Genomic DNA, 20,062 nt, shown 5'->3' with positions numbered 1-20,062 from the left:
AATAACCTTGATAGATGCAGAGAATTCGATACTCTAGATACCTCAAATCGATCATTATTTTGCTTGACCTCATGGTTATTGCATCTATCTTCATATTCTTTTTTATAAGCAGAAACGAAAACCTAAAATACCATAAAGAAACCTGGTATCAAAATACCTTTTCTCTTATTCTCATATTTTTGTTCTGGGTACTTCTGAGTGGTAGAACAAAAATATATAATATTCCAAGAAACTTAACCTATACTCTGTTTCTTGAAAGGCTTTTGGTACACTTTATATTCTTCATTTTAGGTGTTTTGCTTATCGGAAAGGTCAGCAATAATGTATTTTTTAATTCGGATATATATTGGCTTTCATTTTATCTGTTTATTTTTATTTTTCTGGCGAAATCACTCATTTATTTCTCTATTAAATATCTAAGATCTTTAGGAGTAAACTACAGAAATATTATGTTTTTGGGAGATGGAGACTCTACTGAGATTTTAAAAAACATATTTAAAGATCGTAAAGATTATGGATATAGAATATTTGAGCATGAAAACAAGGATATCAGCACCCATGAGCTAGTTAATCTCTGGAAAAAAAATGGAATTCATACCTTGTTTTTATCCACAGAAAACTCTTACGATGAAAGATCAGAATCTGAAATTTTCAGATTAGCAGAAGAAAATAAGGTTCACATCTCACTGATTCCGAGTATTACTCAAAGTGATTTTTTCCTTTATGATTTAGCTTATATACAGACCCAGCCCGTTCTTAATCAGGCAAGATACCCATTGGATTATTATTCCAATTTCCTGATGAAAAGAGCATTTGATATCATCTTTTCAATAATAGTATTAGCTTTTGTCTGTTCATGGCTATTTCCGATTATTGCTATTTTAATTAAAATGACTTCTAAAGGACCTGTTTTCTTCTTCCAGAAAAGATACGGCTTCCATGAAGAGGTATTTAACTGTATTAAATTCAGAACAATGGTGGTGAATAACGAATCCACAACGAAAACTACCAGCGAAAATGACTCGAGAATAACTTCAATAGGTAAATTTTTAAGAAAAACCAGCCTTGATGAGCTTCCACAGTTTATCAATGTATTAAGAGGACAGATGTCTGTAGTAGGACCACGCCCCCATATGCTGGCTGTTGATAATTATTATAAACCAAAAATTGGCAGATATAGTTTAAGAAGTATGGTAAGCCCGGGAATTACTGGTCTTGCCCAGGTAAACGGACTTCGCGGAGACTTCGGTGATGTGGAAGTAGAAATGAAAAAACGTGTTCTTGCTGATGCATTCTATGTAAGGAACTGGAGCTTTGTTCTGGACCTCGTTATTATATTAAAAACAGTCCTTCTTGTCATTGGAGGTGATAAAAATGCAAAATAAAGCTAGGTTTAAGGTTAGGATAATTTTAACATTTTCCGGACTTCAGTCTTCAATTCAGCCCTAGCCTATTTCAATAAAAAAGTCTAATTTAGCAGTATGTTAAAAAAGTTTTTCACAGCAGTAGGGGAATATATTATCCTTCTAGGCAAATCCCTGCAGAAACCCCAGAAAATGAGGGTTTTTTGGAAGCTGTTCATGAGAGAAATTAATGATTTGGGAGTAAATTCTTTCGGACTTGTAATCTTCACATCAATATTTGTAGGAGCAGTAGTAGCAATTCAGATGTTCAATAACTTTGATGCTTCTTCTTTTCCTATTCCCCCTGCATTCGTTGGATATGCAACAAAAGCGGTACTTATTTTGGAGTTTGCTCCTACCATTATCAGTTTAATTTTAGCGGGTAAAGTAGGTTCATACATTGCATCCAGTATTGGAACAATGAGAGTCTCCGAACAGATTGATGCGTTGGATATTATGGGAGTAAATTCACCCAATTTCTTGATATTTCCAAAAATCATTGCCTGTATGATCTTCAACCCTCTTCTTATTGCTATCAGTATTGTATTTGGTATTGGTGGTGGTTATATTGCAGGGCTGTTAACAGGAAACTGGACACCAAACGACTATATAACGGGTATTCAGATGTACATGCCTAATTTATTTATCTATTATGCATTTACAAAAACTGCTGTTTTTGCATTCATCATTGCAACGGTTCCTTCTTATTTTGGATACAATGTAAAAGGTGGATCTTTGGAAGTTGGTAGAGCCAGTACACAAGCAGTAGTATGGACAATGGTATTTATTATCATTTCCGAATTAATTTTAACCCAATTAATATTAAGCTAATGATTGAGGTAAAAGATCTTAAGAAAAGTTTTGGCGATGTTGAAGTACTTAAGGGAATTTCAACTTCATTTGATAAAGGAAAGGTAAATCTCATCATTGGGCAAAGTGGTTCCGGAAAAACAGTATTCCTTAAAAGCTTATTGAACGTTTATATGCCATCATCAGGAGAAATTCTGTTTGATGGTCGAGATGTGAACACCATGAACCGTGAGGAGAAACAGCATCTTCGTTCGGAAATCGGAACTGTATTTCAGGGAAGTGCTTTATTTGACTCTTTAACTGTAGAAGAAAATATCATGTTCCCTTTGGATATGTTTACCAACCTTACATACAGAGAGAAAAAGAAAAGAGTTTTTGAGGTAATCGGAAGAGTACACCTTGATAAAGCTGAAAAAAAATATCCATCTGAAATTTCAGGAGGGATGCAGAAAAGGGTTGCCATTGCAAGAGCTATCGTAAACAATCCAAAATATTTATTCTGTGATGAACCGAATTCCGGATTAGACCCGTATACATCAAAGATCATCGATGACCTTCTGTATGAGATTACAAAGGAATATAATACAACTACCATCATCAATACACACGACATGAACTCTGTAATGACGATTGGCGAGAAAATTGTATACCTAAGACTCGGAATCAAAGAATGGGAAGGGAATAAAGACATCCTGATCACTGCAGGCAATAAAAACCTGATTGACTTCGTTTATTCTTCAGAACTGTTCAAAGAGCTGAGAGAATATTTACTTGAAAATAATAAAACGATTGAGAATACAAAATTAGACGATAATGAAAAAGGTACTTAGTATAGCGTTAATAGGGTTTTCAATGTGGGCTTCTGCACAGATCTCACTGGCAGGTAAGGCAAACTTAATCTTTCCTACCGGCTCACCTTCATGGTCCAACATCAAAGGAACGGTGACTGATGCCGTAGAAGGAACAGGAAAAAACAATGTAGGATTCAACGTGGGTCTTTCATTAAAGGTAGGATTACCTACTTCATTATTCTTAATGCCGGAGGTTTATTACACTCACTTTAAGAATGAATTCACTACTGAAAATACTACTTTTGATGTAAAAAGCAACCGTATTGACGTTCCTGTTCTTTTAGGATACAACGTTTTAGGGAATATGCTTGGAGTATTTGTAGGACCTGTAGGAAGCTTTAACCTAAGTAAAGACAACACTTACAATGACTTCAAAGAAAATGCAAAAAACGATTTTACAGTAGGATATCAGTTTGGAGCACAGCTTGAAATCAAAAAGCTTATTGTAAATGCAAGATATGAAGGTGCATTCAGCAAGGATGAACGAAATTTTATTAACAGAGTTTCCGGTTCGGAAATCAGATATGATAACAGACCTAATTTATTTATGTTAGGTTTGGGATATAAATTTTAATCAATTCTCGAAAATAACAACTTTAAAATCCTCAAATTTTATATTTGAGGATTTTTATTTTGATTTTCAAGCTCAGCCTGACGCTTTGCAATATCAGCAGCCTGTTTTTCCAATTCTTCTTTGTCTTTTTGAAGCTGCTTAAATTCTTTTTTCTTTTGTTCAGCCCTTATCGCGCTTCCTTTACTTACATAGCCAACCATTCCGCCAATGATCAGCCCAATACCAACTCCAGCCATCATTCCCATAATATGAGAAATTTTGATCTGCTCTACAGCAAAATCAGTAGTCAGATAAAAAAGTAAAGCAGAAACTGCTAAAAGAATAAGTCCGGTAATTGATAAACTCTTCATAATATTGTGTTTAAGTGATTATATTTAAAAAGCCTTATCAAATTTACTAAAAAATTAATAAGCCTTTGTCTGAGAATAGAATTTTAATTCTTTGAATGTTCTAATAAACGATTTTTATTTTACACGCACGAAAAAGAATTATAAACAAAAAAGAAGGACTTAATTAAAAAATCAGTCCTCCTCTCTATAATAAGCATAAGCTATATTTTTCCTCCTGCAGCTTTATAATATTCTAAAGCTTTTGGTAAGTCTTTGTTAATATCTGAGATTCTTGTCTCCGGATTAGGGTGAGTAGACAGGAACTCCGGTTGTCTAGCTCCTGAAGAAGCGGCTTCCATTCTATTCCAGAAAGGGATTGCGGCTCTTGGATCATATCCTGCCATAGACATCAGGTAAAGTCCCATTTCATCAGCTTCTGACTCCTGCCCTCTACCATATTTCAATAAGGCAACCTGAGATCCGATAGGATATACTTTCTGGAAAACACTTGCCCATTGTGCATTTGAAATAGCTCCTCCAAGGATAGCTCCTCCATATTGAGCCATCATCGCTTGAGAAATTCTTTCATTTCCGTGACCAGCCAGTGCGTGAGAAACTTCATGTCCCATTACTACAGCAAGTCCGTTGTCATCTTTTGTAACAGGTAAAATTCCCGTATAAACAGCTACTTTACCACCAGGCATACACCATGCATTTAATTCATTACTTTGCAGAAGAGCAAATTCCCAGCTGTAATTGGCAAGGTCTGCTGATCTTCCAATACTCTGATAATATCTTTCTGCAGCATTTTTAATTCTGTTTCCTACATTTACCACTCTCTTTGCATCTGCTGTTCCGGTAACAAGTTTACCTTTAGACAATGTCGTTTTATATTCCTGTGCAGACATTGTTAATATTTCTGAATTATTCGCCAGCTGTAAAGACGACCTTCCTGTAATAGGATTGGTAGTACAAGCAGCGATCGACAGAGCGAATGCTCCAAATCCTAATAGATGTGTAACTTTCATAGTTTGAGTGTTAATAATTCAACCTTAACAATTTTTATTCCAAAATATTCCAGAAAGAATATATTTGCATACATTTTGCTGTTTAAATTTAATTAATTTATATCGATCATGAAAAAGTATATTTCTCTTCTGATGATTTTCGGGGCATTGTTCTTTTTTCAGAGCTGTGCATCCCAGGGTTCTTCAGATCCTGCAGTAGTGAATGCGTTGGTAGATTCTCAAGAATTTACGTTCTATGCACAAAGAGCGAATCCTACGAATTATGATGTCATCAATGTCATGAATTCGATGCCGAATTCAACGTCTACCAGAATGTTGAACTTAAACGGAGATTATACTATTGATGTTACTAAAAACAGCGTAGACGTAGTATTACCTTACTTCGGAAGATTATTTAATCCTACTTACGGAAACACGAATGACAATGGATACAGATTCACTTCAAAGGACTTTACCATTGATAAAACTCAAAACAAAAAAGGAAAATGGATTGTAATAATCAAGCCTAATGATGTAAGAACTACACAAGAAATCATTATTGAAATCTTCAAAAGCGGTAAGGCATTTGTCTCTATAAAAAGTAATGACAGACAACCGATCTCTTATGATGGATATATTTCTAAAATAGAGGTAAAACAGGAAAAGGAAAAACTTTAATCTCTGTTTTCTCCCGATAAAAATTTTTCAACAAATAATTTTGCTTCAGTGCTTGGATTGGAAACCATCTCTGAAGCATTTTTTTTATGCATCTGATAGGCTTCTTCTACCGTATTGCTTTTCTTCATCAGGGAAAGAATATATTCCTGAACCCAATATTCAAAACGTTTTTCTGCCTGTTGGATACGAACCTCATCAAACCTTCCATCTTTCTTTTTAAGCTCTATAAATTCAGAAATTTTATCATAGATTTCCTGTAATCCTTCATTTTTCAGTGCAGAACCTAATAAAACAGGAATTTTCCAGTCTTTTTCTTTCGGTGGAATAAAGTCTAGCGCTCTTTTTAATTCGAGTCTTGTATTTTTTGCTTTCTGGAAATTATCCTGATCTATTTTATTGATAAAAATGACATCAACCATTTCCATGATTCCTCTTTTTATACCCTGAAGTTCATCTCCGCCACCGATGATTTTAAGGAATAAGAAAACATCAGTAATATCAGCAACCAAAACTTCTGACTGCCCTACACCAACGGTTTCAATTAAAATATAATCATAACCTGCTGCTTCACAGATCATCATCGTCTCGAATGTTGTATTGGCGACGCCACCCAGAAATCCTGAGCTCGGAGAAGGGCGAATAAATGCGTTTTCTTCTTTGGCAAGTTCTTCCATACGGGTTTTATCGCCGAGAATACTTCCTTTATTGATTGAAGAACTTGGATCTATGGCAAGAACAGCAACTTTTTTACCCTGAGCGATTGCCAATCTACCGAAACTTTCAATGAATGTGGATTTTCCGGCACCGGGAACTCCTGTCACTCCTACTCTTATGGAGTTTCCCGTTAAAGGCATAATTTTTTTCAGAAGATCTTCTGCCTGTATTCTGTGCTCCGCTTTTTTACTTTCAACTAAAGTAATAGCTTTTGCAATCAGGCGTTTGTTTCCTGATTTTATTCCTTCTATTAGTTCTTCTGTAGAAAATTTCATTGATTCAAAATTAATAATTAAAAAGTGAATGGTCAATAGCTGAGATCCAATGAAAAGAGAAAAGGATAAAACGTGCTAATTTCGTATTCCATATTCTTGTTAATTTAATTTTTATTTCTTCTAAATTAAAACTAGAACACGCTGTATCAACGGGTTCCGGAATTTATTACATTTGTTATATATCAAAAATAAGAAACATGAAAAAACTCATTGCTGCGGCATCGTTTACTGCTATCCTTTTAGTTTCCTGTACTCCAAAAGCATCTACTGCAGCTGCTACAGCCGGTACTTCAACATCTACTGCTGAAGAGATTGCTCAGGGAAAAACTATTTTTGAGAATTCTTGTGGAAAGTGTCATAAATTACCTGACCCTACTTCACATAATTCTGTACAATGGGTGGGCATCATGAATGCAATGGCTCCAAAGGCAAAACTTACGGACGACCAGCATAAATGGGTTTATGATTACATTGTTTCTGTGAAAAAGTAATTCACCAAACAAAAAATATGGGTATGAAAAAACTAATCTTAAGCGGCATTGCAGCATCAGCATTCCTGATTTCCTGCGGACCAAAAAGTATGGCTGTTACAGGACCGAAATATACCTCATCCGAGCAATTGGCTCAGGGAAAAACCATTTTTGAGAATTCCTGTGCAAAATGCCATAAACTGCCGGAACCCACCAAGCATGACAATCAGGGTTGGATCAATACACTGAGCAGAATGGCTCCTAAAGCTAAACTGAATGATGATCAGCATCAAATGGTGTATGATTATCTGATCTCTGTAAATAAAAAATAAGCAGCTTCAAAAACGAAACTGCTTTTATCAGCCACGGCTTCATATATATTATCTATGAAGCCGTGGCTTTAAAATTCAATATTGACAAAAAATTAATCTGCCTTTTTTCTGGTTCTGGGTTTAGGCAGTTTATTCTGTACTAATTTTTCTCTGTCTTCTAAAATATCCAGTTCACTTCTACTGTAACAGAATCTTTTCGCTTCCTTTATATATTCTAACGCCTGTTTGCTATCCCCTTTTCTTTCTGATAAAAGTGATTTACAGTTATAGATTTCTGCTTTATCAATTCCCTTCATCTTTAAAGCATATTCGATAAGTTTTTCTGCTTCATCATAATCTTCATTACTTAAAAGACATTCAATATAAAACTTGGGTGTATTTACATTACTTATATTACTTTGCATTGCTTCTTCAAAGTATTTTTTCCCTGTTTCATAATCTTTTAAAACCTCCGAATATACTCTTCCCATAAGACACAGACTATCTGCATCCTCAGGTTCATAGGAAAGGGCATAGTTCAGAGCATCCAGACATTCGGACATATTATAAGGGAAATAGTCCAATGCTTCAAAATAGTATTTATTTTTAGTTAAGGTCATTGCTGTAGTTTTTTAGTTCGTTTTTAAGATTATTCCTTTGTTTCTTAAAGGATTTATCATGATAAGTATTTTTAAAATCAGTTCCGGAAAATGTTCGGACTGGATTTCCACGCTCTACCTGCAAATGTTGGTTCCAGGTTTCTTTCATTCTATTTTCCAGTTGCTGGATATAAACATTCATTACCCTTTCTTTTAATCTAATAACAGAGAGCTTTTTATTATTCAACTGTGATCTAGTATCCTGTACAAACACTGATTCATTTGTTGGGATGTGAATAGCACGAACTGCCGTATTTACTTTATTGACGTTCTGCCCTCCGCTTCCCTGACTTCTCGTTGTCTGAAATCTGATATCCTTTTCACTGAAATTAATCGTTTCAGGATTTTCTATTTCAAAGATTCCAATGAACCATTTACTTCTTTTATGTAACTTCCTGAATGTACTTTTACCTTCCCAGCAGATGCTTCCCAGCCATGTCTTCAGGAATTCTTTGACATTTTTTCCTTTTAAAAGAATACTTACAGATTTCACGGTCATATTTACATTTCCATTTTCACGGTGAATAATTTCGTGATCTATATTATTATTTTTCACTTCTTCAAGAAAGGTTTTCAATACTTTGGATACAACCCACTGGCATTCTAAAGGTCCTCTTCCTGAAGTGATCTGTATTAATTTTTCCATCATTATTTTGGCATTTTGCTTAATAAAGGGTTCCCAACAGGATCAATACCCTTTTCCAATAGTTCTTTTGCAGCCATCACTGCCCAGCATTTATCACTCGAATGAATATTCCTGTAAAATGAAAGTAAAATATCTGGTCTTACTACTGTAAATCCATTGGTTTCAACGATCTCAAGATCATTTCTTTCAAAAAAATCGATCGTGATTCTGTGAAACTTTTCATTTTCCAATTCTACTGTTTTTTCATATCGTCTGAAGTTTTCTTCACTTGGCAAATGATCGTACCGGGTCCAGACCTTCTGAAACCCTTCCTGTAAAAGGATTGTTACTACTTCAGCTACATTTTCTTTCTTTACAAAGACATCTATATCTTTATGATCATGAGCATGTTTATACTCTGTATGTCCTGTTTCAGACATAAAATGCCATGCCCATCCGCCAGATATAATGACTTTATTTTTTAATTTTTCTAAAATTTCAAGTCCCCACTGAATTCTGAATTCAGGCCAGACTTCTCCGTATCTTTTTATGTTATGAGGTGCTCCCATTCTTTTGTTTTTTTAATGATGAATTGAGATTTATAGCCAGCTGATTATGAAATTACTAAACCTTATAGATTAGTTCAATAAAAGGACTACAGCCAACTATAAACAATCAATTCAATTTATCTATCCATTCTGACAATTCTCGGCTGAAATGTTCCAAGGATATCTACCAATTCGTTTTGTGCATTCATCACTTCATAGATGTCTTTGTACGCCATCGGAGCTTCTTCTGTATTTCCCCCCATTAATGTAACATCTTTAAGTTTCAACTCTTTTTTGATATCATTCTGAGTGAAAAGACTTCTGCATTCTCCTCTTGAGTGGGCTCTTCCTGCTCCATGCGAAGCTGAGTTCAAAGAATCCGGATTTCCTTTTCCACGGACGATGAATCCTTTTGCTGTCATAGATCCGGGTATCATTCCCAGTTCATTTTCATTGGCTGGAGTGGCTCCTTTTCTGTGAACAATAACTTCTTTTCCATTATGAGTTTCCTTCCAGGCAAAGTTGTGATGGTTTTCAATTCTTGCCTTTACTCTGCCCCCAACAGCTTTTACCAATCTTCTGTGAATATCATCATGACACGCTGAGGCGTAATCTCCCGCAAGGTTCATTGCTGTCCAGTACTCCAAGCCGAGATGTGTACTTAAATCCAGCCAGGCGAATTGTTGTGCTTCTTTAGGCAATGGACATTGTTCTACTGCTACTCTTGAGTAATATTGAGCAATCTCAGCTCCAAGCCCTCGTGAACCACTGTGAGAAAGAATTCCCAGATATTTTCCTTTAGGTAAGCCTATCTGTTCATCCTCTTCAGTAATTTCTACTTCTCCAAATTCTACAAAGTGATTTCCTCCTCCTGAGGATCCCATTTGTTTAATAGCTTTTCCTTTCAATCTTCGAAGAATCGGGATTAAATCAAATGTATCCCTATCGAAGATTTCGTGGTCAATATGAGATTTGTGAGTCTCGTACATTCCAAATTTTGTATGTTCGGCAAGGGCTTTTTCATATTTATCCCTTGCTCCGTTCAGATATGAAACGGGTGTATCCAAAATACTTAGGCTCATTCTACAGCCGATGTCCATTCCTACTCCGTAAGGAATTACTGCATTTTCTACAGCTAAAACTCCTCCGATTGGAAGTCCATAACCGCTATGTGCATCAGGCATCAATGCGCCCTGAACAGAAACCGGAAGCTTCAAAGCCGTGTACAGTTGATTTTTAGCTTCTTCTGAAATATTATTCCCGAAGATTTGAAAGTCTGCACGTTGTGAATTCAGCATCCTTTTTTCTGTTTTTTTGGATGAAAGTAACGTTTCTGCAATCTGTCCGAAGGTCAAATCTTTTTCGAATTGTTCTGGATGAATCAGAATTTCTTTTAAAAGAGATTTCACATAATGGATATTTTTAGTTGCAAAATTTCTTTTCATTACTTCCAAGGCAACATTTACGCTTTGATTGTTTGGATAGCCCAGTTTTAATATATCTTTTCCTTTTAGTTTTAAATTTCCCATTGTTTTTGTTTTAAAAATCATCAGAACTACAAGTCCTGAAAACAATCTGCAATCTCTGTTGCAGACATTGTGCAGGTAGTATATTTCCTGCTTTTGATAAGATCTGTTTCATATTCCATTTTCCATGGATTAGATTTTCCGTGCATTTTTTTCTGAAGAATTCCTACAATTTTATGCTGTCCCAAATATGCATCCAGTTCCGCCTGCTCTTTCTCAAGCTCAGCATCTATTGGTTTGTGATGGGTGATCATATGTGGTCTAGTCCTCAGAATAAATCTCCACGGTTCAGTAAATTCGTAATAAGTATCATAGCTTTTCCGAAAAGGACAGTATTCTTCTTTTTTCAGAAAGTACAGCCTTTCTCTTGGGGTAAGTCCAAATTTCGGACTGCTCCATGAGTATGAAGAAACACGATTAAGTTTCTGCCCTCTTTCTACATATATCCTTCGACCAAATTTTCTTTTCTTTTTTAAAAACTGACGGCTTCCGGAATACATGTACGTATTGATTTTCTTTAAAAGTCCCTCAAAGAAATCTCCATCGCTACTCCGCATTACATCATCCCTTACTACAAAGAATCTTACGAATCCTAATTGATAGGGATTTTCCAGAGGAATAAGTGGAATATTTTTCCTTATGTTCCAGACTTCCTTACTACGTTTATACTTTTTTCTTATCTGTTTTTCTACATCTTTTTTTATTGTTCTTTTTCTGCTTCTCAGGCTTCTTAGCTGGTAAAGCAGAAGGTTATCATTTTCCATGTAAGACACAAGATACCAGATGCAAGACCCGAAATACCGGATTTGCTCTTAGTCTATTTTCTTTATCAACTAAAATATTAGTTGAATGGATTAATAATAGTGAACGCGTATAGTTTTGAGGGTAAACCTCAGCCTATTTTGTTCTTAATAACACTTAAAAAGATTTCGGGAAACGTGAGTTTGAAATATTGCGCAATAAAAAACCCGAAATCTCTACGACTTCGGGTTTTGATATTGTATTGTACTATTTTTCTAAGAGTGTACCAAACCGCGAAGCCTTACCTCCATAAGGGGTAATCCAACTGTAGAATTCTGATTAGTTCTGAACATTGCTTCGTTGTTTTTAAATGGTTAAACTTGATTTTCAGGTGCAAATATAGAATTATTTTTTTAATCATCATTATTTAAATCTTATTTTTGTGAAAAAAGAGCTGTATGTATAAAATTTTATGGGCATTACTTCCACTACTTTTTATAGGATGTAAGAAAGAAGAATCTGTAAAAAAAGAAGAGATAAAAGTATTAGATAAAGGATGTCTTTCTCCTCATTTCATGAAAAAAATTCTGGATTTAGAGGAAATAAAATCGCAGGCTAAGTTTCTGGAATCAGAGACCAAAGGGAAAGGCAGAATTGGGTTTCTTGTAGACAGTACAAAGGTAAATAATGGCTGGGATTATTCTATTTCTGTGGGATATAATGGTCCGGATCGTTTTGAAACCTATCATCTTTTTCATGCTTCAAGTGGTCAGTGTAATACTTTGACCATTTTAGACCCTCCGTCGGGAGAATATATTTCTCTTGAGGAGTGGAGAAAAAGTAAAGATACCCCTGCCCCAATGGAATCTTTATTAAAAACAGGACTTTATAGCTTACCTATTGAAAGTCTTCCCCAGGTAGATGTAAAGTTTATAGAAACAGATTTTGCGGTGGAAGGTTCAGAAAAGTACAGCTGCGGAGAGCCAAATTTCAGGTATTTTCCTTTAACCCGATATAAAAATGCTGAACTTATTCTTGTTCCAATGGATTGTGGAGATTTTGATTACCGATATTATCTGCTTACTGTACTGAATAACAGCATCGTTGATGAAGCCTATGTAGAAGGTATTTGGTTTGATCCCGGAAAGGATGATAAGAAGGAGGAGTTCAGCAGCTATGAAATCAATAAAGCAGGAGAAATCACTGTGACAACAGACCACAAGATTGATGGAAATAGTCAAAAGATAACTAAAACGCATTATCAGATTATGGATGATGGTAAAATCGTTCAGAAGAAATAAAATAAAGGCTGTTTCAAAAGTTGAAACAGCCTTTATTTTATTCACTTGAGGTGAATAATGCTTAGAAAAATAGCATCAATAACTTTTGTCATCCGTTTAATATCCAGCGTTTCCAAAGTATCTGTAGATTGGTGATAATTTTTGTTTCTAAAGAATGAAGTATCGGTGATCATCAGGGCTGGAAAATCAAATTTCCAATAGTTCAAATGATCGGAATAATCTACTCCGCCTACAAATTTCGGAGCTGGAAATATAGCTGTTTTGATCTGATTTGAATCTTTAAAATGGTCTATAAAATTTCCAACAAATGGTCCTGCTCCGCTAAACTTTTTAACCAAAGTAATAAAATCTCCTTTGTCTCCATAGATCCAGGAAAGAATCCCTACAGGAAAATCCTGAGATCCTTTTTCATCTTTAAAATATCCGATCATTTCTACACTAGCCATCCCATAGACATCAATTTTATTGTCTTTTAGATATTTTGCATGAATAAAACTTCCCATATTTTCCGTTCTGAAATGAGGAGGCTCTTCAAGTGTGTATGCTACCAGATCTACACGATAATTGAGTTTTTGTCCTTTAAACATTCTGGCAAGTTCCAGAAGTGCTGTAACTCCGGTTGCATTATCATCTGCTCCCTGCTGATCTCCACAGACATCATAATGTGCGCCAATAATTATTCTTTTACGGTTTTCTGTTCCAAAAGAGCAGATTACATTTTTATAGACCTGCCCGTCTACCTGATATTCCTGAAAACCAGTACTGTCTGCATATGTTTTAAAATTCTGATGGATGTACTCTGCAATCTCATTCAGCTGGTCAACATTTTTATGATTCCTGAATTTTGGCGTCTGAGTAAGTGCTGTCAAATGCTTTTTCACCTGTTCAATATTGGCAGGAACAGGAGATTTTTGTATAGGTCTATTCTTCTCTTTTACTGCCCATAAAAAGGTTGCTATACATAAAAAGCCTACCAAGAAAATTAGCTTTTTCTTCGTAGGCTTTATATTATTTTTAAACCCCATAGATGTGCTTTTAATTTCTTTATGAAAATTAAAGCTTTTTAGGTTTAGTTTTCTAAAAACCTCTCTAAGATTTCAACGGCACATTTCGGAAGGTTGGTTCCCGGCCCAAAAATAAAGTCAGCACCGTTGGCATACAGGAATTCATAGTCCTGCTGTGGAATTACTCCTCCTACAACAATGGTAACATCATCTGCTCCCAGTTTTTTAAGTTCTTCTACAACCTGCGGAACTAATGTCTTATGCCCCGCAGCTAAGGAAGATACTCCCAAAATGTGAATATCGTTTTCTACCGCCTGTTTTGCTACTTCTTCCGGTGTCTGGAATAGTGGTGCTACATCGACATCAAATCCCATGTCTGCAAATGCTGTTGCAACTACTTTTGCACCTCTGTCGTGACCATCCTGTCCCATTTTAGCGACCATAATCCTTGGACGGCGTCCTTCTTCTTCTTCAAACTTCTGAGTCAGGTTCAGGGCTTTTTCAAAGTATTCATTTTTCCCGGCGTTCATAGCGTATACTCCAGAGATTGTTTTAATGTTTGCTTTATATCTTCCAAAGGTTTCTTCCATGGCATCACTCATTTCACCAAGAGTAACTCTTCTTCTTGCGGCTTCGATACAAAGTGCTAAAAGATTCCCTTTTCCTGTTTTTGCGGTTTCACGGATTTCATTTAAGATTTCTGTTACAGCTTCCGGATTTCTTTCTGCTTTGATATTGTTCAGTCTATCGATCTGCTTTCTTCGAACTTCGGTATTATCGATGTCAAGAATTTCTATCGCATCCTGTTTTAATGATGATTTGAAAGAGTTTACACCAATGATAAATTCTTCGCCACTATCAATTTTAGCTTGTTTTTTAGCTGCGGCTTCTTCAATTCTCATTTTTGGAATTCCGGCTTCAATTGCTTTGGTCATTCCTCCTTCCTGCTCAACTTCTTCAATATACTTCATTGCTTCCTCGATCATCTGCTGGGTAAGGCTTTCTACAAGATTACTTCCTCCCATTGGATCTACAACATCGCATATCCCACTTTCCTGCTGAAGAATGATCTGTGTATTTCTTGCAATTTTAGCTGAATAATCTGTAGGAAGGGCAATAGCTTCATCTAATGCATTGGTGTGTAATGATTGCGTTCCTCCTAATGCGGAAGATAATGCCTCAATAGCTGTTCTTGTGATGTTATTAAAAGGCTCCTGCTCTGTCAACGACCATCCTGAAGTTTGAGAATGCGTTCTTAAAGCTAATGACTTTGGATTCTGAGGATTAAACTGTTTTAAAAGATTAGCCCAGATATATCTTGCTGCACGCATTTTGGCAATTTCCATGAAGTGATTCATCCCGATTGCCCAGAAGAATGATAGACGTGGGGCAAAATCATCTACGTTCATTCCTGCTTTTATCCCTGTTCTTACGTATTCAAGACCATCCGCCAAAGTGTAAGCCATTTCCAATACCGGAGTAGCTCCTGCTTCCTGCATGTGATACCCTGAAATCGAAATAGAATTGAATTTTGGAATGTTCTGCGAAGTATATTCAAAAATATCCGCAATGATCTTCATAGATGGTGTAGGTGGATAGATGTAAGTATTTCTTACCATGAATTCTTTCAGAATATCGTTCTGGATAGTTCCTGAAAGTAATTCCTGCTTCACTCCCTGTTCTTCTGCTGCTACGATGTAGAAAGACAGAATCGGAAGTACTGCTCCATTCATCGTCATGGATACTGAAATCTGATCAAGAGGAATTTCGTTGAAAAGAATCTTCATGTCTTCCACGGAATCGATTGCCACACCAGCTTTTCCTACGTCTCCTACTACTCTTGAGTGGTCTGAATCATATCCTCGGTGGGTAGCAAGATCAAAAGCTACTGAAAGTCCTTTTTGTCCTGCAGCAAGGTTTCTTCTGTAAAAAGCATTGGATTCTTCTGCTGTGGAGAACCCTGCGTATTGACGGATTGTCCATGGTTTCTGAACATACATTGTAGAATATGGACCTCTTAAGTAAGGGGCAATTCCCGGAGAGGTTTCCGTTAAAGATTCATTTTTAACGTCTTCTTTTTTATAGGAAGACTTCAACTGTAATCCGTCTTTTTCAAAAGGATAGATCTCAGTTATTTTTTCAGTTATATTAAATTGAGGAGTTTTGTTCTGAACTTCTCTTCTCATACTTACGGATTTATTAGATGCTAAATTTAAGCATTTTTAGAATAATAAATAAGCATTTACAACCTTATGATTATCTGCATTTTAAATTAGAATCTTCTTCTATTAAATTCTGGTTAAAAACCTCATTAAAAAGATAATTAACAGAAATTTAAATTGTAGTTTCAGTAAAAGTTTCAGTAACTTTGTCACTTCAAATTTAAAACTAAAACCATGAAAAAATTATTATTTTCTGCTGTAGCTTTAATGGCTGCAAACTTTGCTTTTGCACAATTAGCTCTTGAACATACGTTCACTAATGAAGACACATTTGTCTATTCTACCTCTACAGAAACATTTTATATTTCTAAGACCACTGATCACAAACTGAAAATTTTTAATTCAGACTATTCACTTTATAAGACAGTCAATATTCCAATGCCTGCTACTTTTAACAGGTCAGATTTTTACGGTGAAGAATTTTCAATATCAAAAAATATCTTTAATACTGATGGTAAGTTTGAGTTTATGGTAAGCGTTTTTAATGATGCACAAAATTACTATAAACTATTATTAATTAATGAAGATGGGACACTAATCAAAGATTTTCATACGAATCCCAATACATTCTACGGAGGAGAATTTCACGTTTTTCATGATGCTACAACAAATACCAATAAGTTAACTGTTCGTGGTGCGACAGCTTTCAATATCAACAGTATTCCATTAACGGATGTTTATGGATTACCCACTACAGTTTTAGCGGCAAAAGAAATTCAGGCTGGCAGTAAATTATCTGCATTTCCTATTCCTACGAACAAAATATTGAATGTGATGAATCCCGGAAGTGGGGCAAATAAGATTGAGGTTTTTGATGTAACCGGAAAGTTGGTTCTTAACAAATCTTTTTCAGCTTCAGAGGGTAAGATTTCTATTGATGTAGAAAGGCTTCCAAAGGGAATATATATTTATAAAATTGGTGATTTAAGCTCTAAATTTATGAAGAATTAATCAATTCAGTAATCATAAATAAACCCCTGGATGAATGTCATCCGGGGGTTTTGCTTTATAGTTGTTTATACTGGTCTATATTTTTGATAAGACTGATATTTATTCTATATGAATTAAAGTTTTACTCCCATTTCATATAATGCGAATGATAAAAGGTCTGCATTTTCTCCGATTACCTGATCTGTAGATCTTCCGGCACCGTGTCCTGCATTCTTTTCGATTCTTAGAAGGATTGGGTTTTTACATCCTTGTTTTTCCTGAAGTTCTGCTCCAAATTTGAATGAGTGAGCCGGAACTACTCTGTCATCATGATCACTTGTAATAATCATGGTAGACGGATAACAAGTTTTTGTTTTTACGTTGTGTACAGGAGAGTATGATTTCAGGTATTCAAACATATCCTTGTTGTCTTCTGCTGTTCCATAATCGTAAGACCAGCCTGCACCTGCTGTGAATTTGTTATATCTTAGCATATCCAATACTCCAACTCCAGGGAAAGCTACTCTTGCAAGGTCTGGACGTAAAGTCATTGTTGCCCCTACCAATAAACCTCCGTTTGATCTTCCTGAAAGTGCCATGTATTCTTTTGAAGTATAGCCTTTGCTCTGTAGGTATTCTCCTGCTGCGATAAAGTCATCAAAAACGTTTTTCTTCTGCATTTTTGTTCCTGCATCGTGCCATTTTTTACCATATTCACCTCCTCCACGGATGTTTGGAACGGCATAGATTCCGCCGTTTTCCATCCAGATAGCGTTTACTACCGAGAAAGATGGCTGTAAGCTGATGTTGAAACCTCCGTAAGAGTATAGAATGGTTGGGTTTTTACCATCAAGTTTAGTTCCTTTCTTATAGTTGATCATCATAGGAACTTTTGTTCCGTCTTTTGATGTATAGAATACCTGTTCTGAAACGTAATCATCCGGATTGAATTTCACTTTCGGTTTTTGGTATACTTCTGATTTTCCTGAATCTACATTGAATTTATAGGTAGTTCCTGGTGTAATATAGTTGCTGAAAGAGTAATAAATGTCTTTCTCTTTTTCTTTTCCACCAAATCCTCCTACATTTCCTTTTCCCGGAAGGGCAATTTCTCTGATCAGTTTTCCTGTTTTATCGAACTGTTTTACCTGATCAATAGCATCAATCATATACGTAGCGAAGAAATATCCACCACCTGTAGAGATTCCCAGTACGTTTTCTGTTTGTGGAATAACGTCTTTCCATGTTTCAGGAGCTGGATTGCTGATTGTAGTTTTTACAAGGCGCATATTCGGAGCATCTTTATCTGTGAAAATGAAAAGATCGTCTCCTTGTGTATCTACGATATTTGCATTGATATCAAATCCTTTTGTAATCTGAACAAAATCGCCCCCTTTTTTAAGGTCTTTGATATACATTTCATTTCCGTTGGTAGCATTAGCCGCAGAAATAATAAGATATCTCTGATCATCTGAAACGTGGGCACCAAGGTATCTTCTTGGTGTCTTTTCACCCCCGAAAATCAATTTATCTTCAGATTGTTTTGTTCCTAATTTGTGAAAATAAACCTTATGCTTGTCTGTCATTCCGGAAAGAACGGTTCCTTCTTTTGGTTTATCATAGCTTGAATAATAGAATCCTTCGTCTCCCTGCCAGGAAATTCCACTGAATTTTACATCTAGCAATGTTTCGTCGATCTGTTTTTTGGTAACAGCATCAATGATGATGATTTTATTCCAGTCACTTCCTCCTTCTGAGATAGAGTATGCTGCAAGGTTTCCTTTTTTATTGAAAGAAAGATTAGACAATGAAGTGGTTCCTTTGTCTGAGAATTTATTTGGATCTAAAAATACTTCTGTTGCTTTGGTCTTATTATTTGTTCTGTATAGTACAGATTGTGCCTGCAAACCATCATTTTTAGAATAATAAGTATAATCTCCTTCTTTGAAAGGCGCTGAAATCTTCTCATAATTCCAGATATCTTTCAACTGGTTTCTGATTTTATCTCTGAATGGAATTTTAGACAAATAATTCTGGCTGTAAGCTACTTCCTCATCTACCCATTTTTTAGTAGCATCGGAATCATTTTCAAGATCTCTGTAAGGATCAGCAACAGCAGTTCCAAAATAAGTATCAGTCTGGCTTCCCTTTAATGCTTTTGGATAATTCATTGTTTGAGAATAAAAAGATGCTGAAAACAGAACTCCAGCAGTTAATAATATAGGTTTAAAATTCATAGTGAACGGTTTTATCAAAAATACATAAAGTATGTGAAATAAAAAAAGTCCCGGAAATTCGGAACTTTTATTTTCTAAACAGCTATTAATCAACAGCTAATCTCTTAGAAACTATCGAAATAGAAGTCGGTAAGATTGGTAACAATTTCATCCGGGCTACCGTTCCAATAGTATATTTTATCTCCTTCTTTCAATTCGTACAAGCTGAATTCCTGATCTGTAATAATTGTTTTATCCGCAGTCGTAAAATCCTGAATCATTTGGTTCAGGAACTTTTTCAGTTCATCTGCTTTTATTTTTTTAGGATCTGTTTTAGGTTCCGGTGTAGGATTTGCAGGAACTTTAAAGCTTACAGTATATTCTACCTTTGCGATGTTCTGTCCTTCTACATATTCGTTAGGTGCGACGTTGACCTTTTTAATGTTTAGTTTACCATTTCTGAAATTGGCAAATACAGCTTTAAAATAGTCTTCGGCTTCTTTTTGACATGCTGTGGCTGCAGCTTTAGGAAATATGGATAAAAAGCTGTCTGCACTTGTTTTAATCATGTCATCTGCATTTTCTTTAAAGTTTACTTCAAAAGCATCTTTTCCTTCTACAGTGGGTCTAAGATAATCGTTAAGCTTTAAACGTGTTGCTTCATCATTGTTCAGAAAAGTTACGAAGAACAGTTCAAAGACTTCTTTGGGTTTCTTTACTTCTGTCTGTGCAAAAACGGATTGCCCCATCATGGTAAGCAACAGCATGAAAATAATTTTGTAGTTTTTCATAGTTTATATTTTAATAAGTTATTGGTGATTAAAAATAAAGCCCCTGAAAAAATCAGAGGCTTTATTGTTTATTTTAA

General features: G+C 35.5%; 21 protein-coding genes. 9 read left to right on the top strand and 12 right to left on the bottom strand.

Annotated features, from left to right (window positions below; genetic code table 11):
- The first annotated feature begins 14 nt into the window (after window positions 1–14).
- From BBI01_RS19870 to BBI01_RS19855, 4 genes are all read left to right on the top strand, one after another.
- Window positions 15–1,385, top strand: a complete 1,371-nt coding sequence (locus BBI01_RS19870) for an exopolysaccharide biosynthesis polyprenyl glycosylphosphotransferase (protein ID WP_065396387.1) — start codon at window positions 15–17, stop codon at window positions 1,383–1,385.
- Between the two features lie 96 nt (window positions 1,386–1,481).
- Window positions 1,482–2,234, top strand: coding sequence for an MlaE family ABC transporter permease (locus tag BBI01_RS19865; RefSeq protein ID WP_065396386.1), 753 nt, complete (start codon window positions 1,482–1,484; stop codon window positions 2,232–2,234).
- Window positions 2,234–3,043, top strand: a complete 810-nt coding sequence (locus BBI01_RS19860) for an ABC transporter ATP-binding protein (RefSeq protein ID WP_065396385.1) — start codon at window positions 2,234–2,236, stop codon at window positions 3,041–3,043. Before BBI01_RS19865 ends, BBI01_RS19860 begins: the two co-directional genes overlap by 1 nt.
- The gene (locus BBI01_RS19855; RefSeq protein WP_065396384.1) at window positions 3,027–3,638 is read left to right on the top strand and encodes an outer membrane beta-barrel protein; all 612 of its coding nucleotides are present in this window, start codon (window positions 3,027–3,029) and stop codon (window positions 3,636–3,638) included. The genes BBI01_RS19860 and BBI01_RS19855 overlap by 17 nt, the downstream gene beginning before the upstream one ends.
- Before the next feature lie 38 nt (window positions 3,639–3,676).
- Here the strand turns inward: BBI01_RS19855 and BBI01_RS19850 are convergent, their stop codons facing one another.
- Together BBI01_RS19850 and BBI01_RS19845 are read right to left on the bottom strand one after the other, a co-directional pair.
- Window positions 3,677–3,988 (bottom strand): hypothetical protein, encoded by a 312-nt coding sequence (locus BBI01_RS19850; RefSeq protein ID WP_065396383.1) that lies wholly within the window; start codon window positions 3,986–3,988, stop codon window positions 3,677–3,679.
- A 200-nt stretch (window positions 3,989–4,188) separates the two neighbouring features.
- On the bottom strand, window positions 4,189–4,995 hold the full coding sequence (locus BBI01_RS19845; RefSeq protein ID WP_065396382.1) for a M48 family metallopeptidase: 807 nt from the start codon (window positions 4,993–4,995) through the stop codon (window positions 4,189–4,191).
- Between the two features lie 108 nt (window positions 4,996–5,103).
- On the opposite strand from BBI01_RS19845, the gene BBI01_RS19840 reads away from it, so the two are divergent.
- A complete protein-coding gene (locus BBI01_RS19840; RefSeq protein ID WP_065396381.1) occupies window positions 5,104–5,652 on the top strand; it encodes a DUF4251 domain-containing protein in 549 nt (182 codons plus the stop codon).
- Here the strand turns inward: BBI01_RS19840 and meaB are convergent.
- Complete coding sequence (gene meaB / locus BBI01_RS19835; protein ID WP_065396380.1) at window positions 5,649–6,641, bottom strand: methylmalonyl Co-A mutase-associated GTPase MeaB; 993 nt, start codon at window positions 6,639–6,641, stop codon at window positions 5,649–5,651. The two genes, BBI01_RS19840 and meaB, sit on opposite strands and share 4 nt — an antisense overlap.
- Window positions 6,642–6,838: 197 nt before the next feature.
- Between meaB and BBI01_RS19830 the strand changes: the two genes are divergently transcribed.
- Window positions 6,839–7,132: a c-type cytochrome gene (locus BBI01_RS19830; RefSeq protein WP_065396379.1), complete on the top strand. Its 294-nt coding sequence runs from the start codon at window positions 6,839–6,841 to the stop codon at window positions 7,130–7,132.
- A 23-nt stretch (window positions 7,133–7,155) separates the two neighbouring features.
- Complete coding sequence (locus tag BBI01_RS19825) at window positions 7,156–7,443, top strand: c-type cytochrome (protein ID WP_065396513.1); 288 nt, start codon at window positions 7,156–7,158, stop codon at window positions 7,441–7,443.
- 92 nt (window positions 7,444–7,535) lie between these two features.
- Here the strand turns inward: BBI01_RS19825 and BBI01_RS19820 are convergent, their stop codons facing one another.
- From BBI01_RS19820 to BBI01_RS19800, 5 genes are all read right to left on the bottom strand, one after another.
- Window positions 7,536–8,042 carry a tetratricopeptide repeat protein gene (locus BBI01_RS19820; RefSeq protein ID WP_065396378.1) on the bottom strand — a complete coding sequence of 169 codons (507 nt, stop codon included), beginning with the start codon at window positions 8,040–8,042 and terminating at the stop codon, window positions 7,536–7,538.
- Entirely contained in the window at window positions 8,029–8,727 is a 699-nt protein-coding gene (prfH, locus tag BBI01_RS19815; protein WP_185114367.1) for a peptide chain release factor H, read from the bottom strand. Before prfH ends, BBI01_RS19820 begins: the two co-directional genes overlap by 14 nt.
- A gap of 2 nt (window positions 8,728–8,729) precedes the next feature.
- Window positions 8,730–9,275, bottom strand: a complete 546-nt coding sequence (locus tag BBI01_RS19810; RefSeq protein ID WP_065396376.1) for a nucleotidyltransferase family protein — start codon at window positions 9,273–9,275, stop codon at window positions 8,730–8,732.
- A gap of 116 nt (window positions 9,276–9,391) precedes the next feature.
- Window positions 9,392–10,783, bottom strand: coding sequence for an RtcB family protein (locus tag BBI01_RS19805; RefSeq protein WP_065396512.1), 1,392 nt, complete (start codon window positions 10,781–10,783; stop codon window positions 9,392–9,394).
- A 26-nt stretch (window positions 10,784–10,809) separates the two neighbouring features.
- Window positions 10,810–11,544 (bottom strand): hypothetical protein, encoded by a 735-nt coding sequence (locus tag BBI01_RS19800; protein WP_065396375.1) that lies wholly within the window; start codon window positions 11,542–11,544, stop codon window positions 10,810–10,812.
- 435 nt (window positions 11,545–11,979) lie between these two features.
- On the opposite strand from BBI01_RS19800, the gene BBI01_RS22410 reads away from it, so the two are divergent.
- On the top strand, window positions 11,980–12,822 hold the full coding sequence (locus BBI01_RS22410) for a hypothetical protein (RefSeq protein ID WP_083190170.1): 843 nt from the start codon (window positions 11,980–11,982) through the stop codon (window positions 12,820–12,822).
- A 41-nt stretch (window positions 12,823–12,863) separates the two neighbouring features.
- Here the strand turns inward: BBI01_RS22410 and BBI01_RS19790 are convergent, their stop codons facing one another.
- Together BBI01_RS19790 and scpA are read right to left on the bottom strand one after the other, a co-directional pair.
- Window positions 12,864–13,847 (bottom strand): M28 family peptidase, encoded by a 984-nt coding sequence (locus tag BBI01_RS19790; RefSeq protein ID WP_083190169.1) that lies wholly within the window; start codon window positions 13,845–13,847, stop codon window positions 12,864–12,866.
- 44 nt (window positions 13,848–13,891) lie between these two features.
- Window positions 13,892–16,012 carry a methylmalonyl-CoA mutase gene (gene scpA / locus BBI01_RS19785; protein WP_065396374.1) on the bottom strand — a complete coding sequence of 707 codons (2,121 nt, stop codon included), beginning with the start codon at window positions 16,010–16,012 and terminating at the stop codon, window positions 13,892–13,894.
- A 210-nt stretch (window positions 16,013–16,222) separates the two neighbouring features.
- On the opposite strand from scpA, the gene BBI01_RS19780 reads away from it, so the two are divergent.
- Entirely contained in the window at window positions 16,223–16,999 is a 777-nt protein-coding gene (locus tag BBI01_RS19780) for a T9SS type A sorting domain-containing protein (RefSeq protein WP_065396373.1), read from the top strand.
- A 113-nt stretch (window positions 17,000–17,112) separates the two neighbouring features.
- On the opposite strand, the gene BBI01_RS19775 is transcribed toward BBI01_RS19780, so the two are convergent.
- Together BBI01_RS19775 and BBI01_RS19770 are read right to left on the bottom strand one after the other, a co-directional pair.
- Complete coding sequence (locus BBI01_RS19775; protein WP_065396372.1) at window positions 17,113–19,215, bottom strand: prolyl oligopeptidase family serine peptidase; 2,103 nt, start codon at window positions 19,213–19,215, stop codon at window positions 17,113–17,115.
- 104 nt (window positions 19,216–19,319) lie between these two features.
- Window positions 19,320–19,985, bottom strand: coding sequence for a hypothetical protein (locus BBI01_RS19770; RefSeq protein WP_065396371.1), 666 nt, complete (start codon window positions 19,983–19,985; stop codon window positions 19,320–19,322).
- Window positions 19,986–20,062: the final 77 nt, after the last annotated feature.

The sequence above is a fragment of the Chryseobacterium artocarpi genome, assembly GCF_001684975.1.
GTDB classification, from domain to species: Bacteria; Bacteroidota; Bacteroidia; order Flavobacteriales; family Weeksellaceae; genus Chryseobacterium; species Chryseobacterium artocarpi.
This window is presented reverse-complemented; position numbering and strand designations above follow the sequence as displayed.

Bases quoted from the DNA above. Each gene is read 5' to 3' on its own strand.
- BBI01_RS19850 (WP_065396383.1), bottom strand. From the start codon at position 3,988: ATGAAGAGTTTATCAATTACCGGACTTATTCTTTTAGCAGTTTCTGCT.
- scpA (WP_065396374.1), bottom strand. From the start codon at position 16,012: ATGAGAAGAGAAGTTCAGAACAAAACTCCTCAATTTAATATAACTGAA.
- BBI01_RS19790 (WP_083190169.1), bottom strand. From the start codon at position 13,847: ATGGGGTTTAAAAATAATATAAAGCCTACGAAGAAAAAGCTAATTTTC.
- BBI01_RS19805 (WP_065396512.1), bottom strand. From the start codon at position 10,783: ATGGGAAATTTAAAACTAAAAGGAAAAGATATATTAAAACTGGGCTAT.
- BBI01_RS19845 (WP_065396382.1), bottom strand. From the start codon at position 4,995: ATGAAAGTTACACATCTATTAGGATTTGGAGCATTCGCTCTGTCGATC.
- BBI01_RS19800 (WP_065396375.1), bottom strand. From the start codon at position 11,544: ATGGAAAATGATAACCTTCTGCTTTACCAGCTAAGAAGCCTGAGAAGC.
- BBI01_RS19830 (WP_065396379.1), top strand. From the start codon at position 6,839: ATGAAAAAACTCATTGCTGCGGCATCGTTTACTGCTATCCTTTTAGTT.
- BBI01_RS19820 (WP_065396378.1), bottom strand. From the start codon at position 8,042: ATGACCTTAACTAAAAATAAATACTATTTTGAAGCATTGGACTATTTC.
- BBI01_RS19810 (WP_065396376.1), bottom strand. From the start codon at position 9,275: ATGGGAGCACCTCATAACATAAAAAGATACGGAGAAGTCTGGCCTGAA.
- BBI01_RS19865 (WP_065396386.1), top strand. From the start codon at position 1,482: ATGTTAAAAAAGTTTTTCACAGCAGTAGGGGAATATATTATCCTTCTA.
- BBI01_RS19855 (WP_065396384.1), top strand. From the start codon at position 3,027: ATGAAAAAGGTACTTAGTATAGCGTTAATAGGGTTTTCAATGTGGGCT.
- BBI01_RS19770 (WP_065396371.1), bottom strand. From the start codon at position 19,985: ATGAAAAACTACAAAATTATTTTCATGCTGTTGCTTACCATGATGGGG.
- BBI01_RS19775 (WP_065396372.1), bottom strand. From the start codon at position 19,215: ATGAATTTTAAACCTATATTATTAACTGCTGGAGTTCTGTTTTCAGCA.
- BBI01_RS19840 (WP_065396381.1), top strand. From the start codon at position 5,104: ATGAAAAAGTATATTTCTCTTCTGATGATTTTCGGGGCATTGTTCTTT.
- BBI01_RS19870 (WP_065396387.1), top strand. From the start codon at position 15: ATGCAGAGAATTCGATACTCTAGATACCTCAAATCGATCATTATTTTG.
- BBI01_RS19780 (WP_065396373.1), top strand. From the start codon at position 16,223: ATGAAAAAATTATTATTTTCTGCTGTAGCTTTAATGGCTGCAAACTTT.
- BBI01_RS22410 (WP_083190170.1), top strand. From the start codon at position 11,980: ATGTATAAAATTTTATGGGCATTACTTCCACTACTTTTTATAGGATGT.
- BBI01_RS19825 (WP_065396513.1), top strand. From the start codon at position 7,156: ATGAAAAAACTAATCTTAAGCGGCATTGCAGCATCAGCATTCCTGATT.
- BBI01_RS19860 (WP_065396385.1), top strand. From the start codon at position 2,234: ATGATTGAGGTAAAAGATCTTAAGAAAAGTTTTGGCGATGTTGAAGTA.
- prfH (WP_185114367.1), bottom strand. From the start codon at position 8,727: ATGGAAAAATTAATACAGATCACTTCAGGAAGAGGACCTTTAGAATGC.
- meaB (WP_065396380.1), bottom strand. From the start codon at position 6,641: ATGAAATTTTCTACAGAAGAACTAATAGAAGGAATAAAATCAGGAAAC.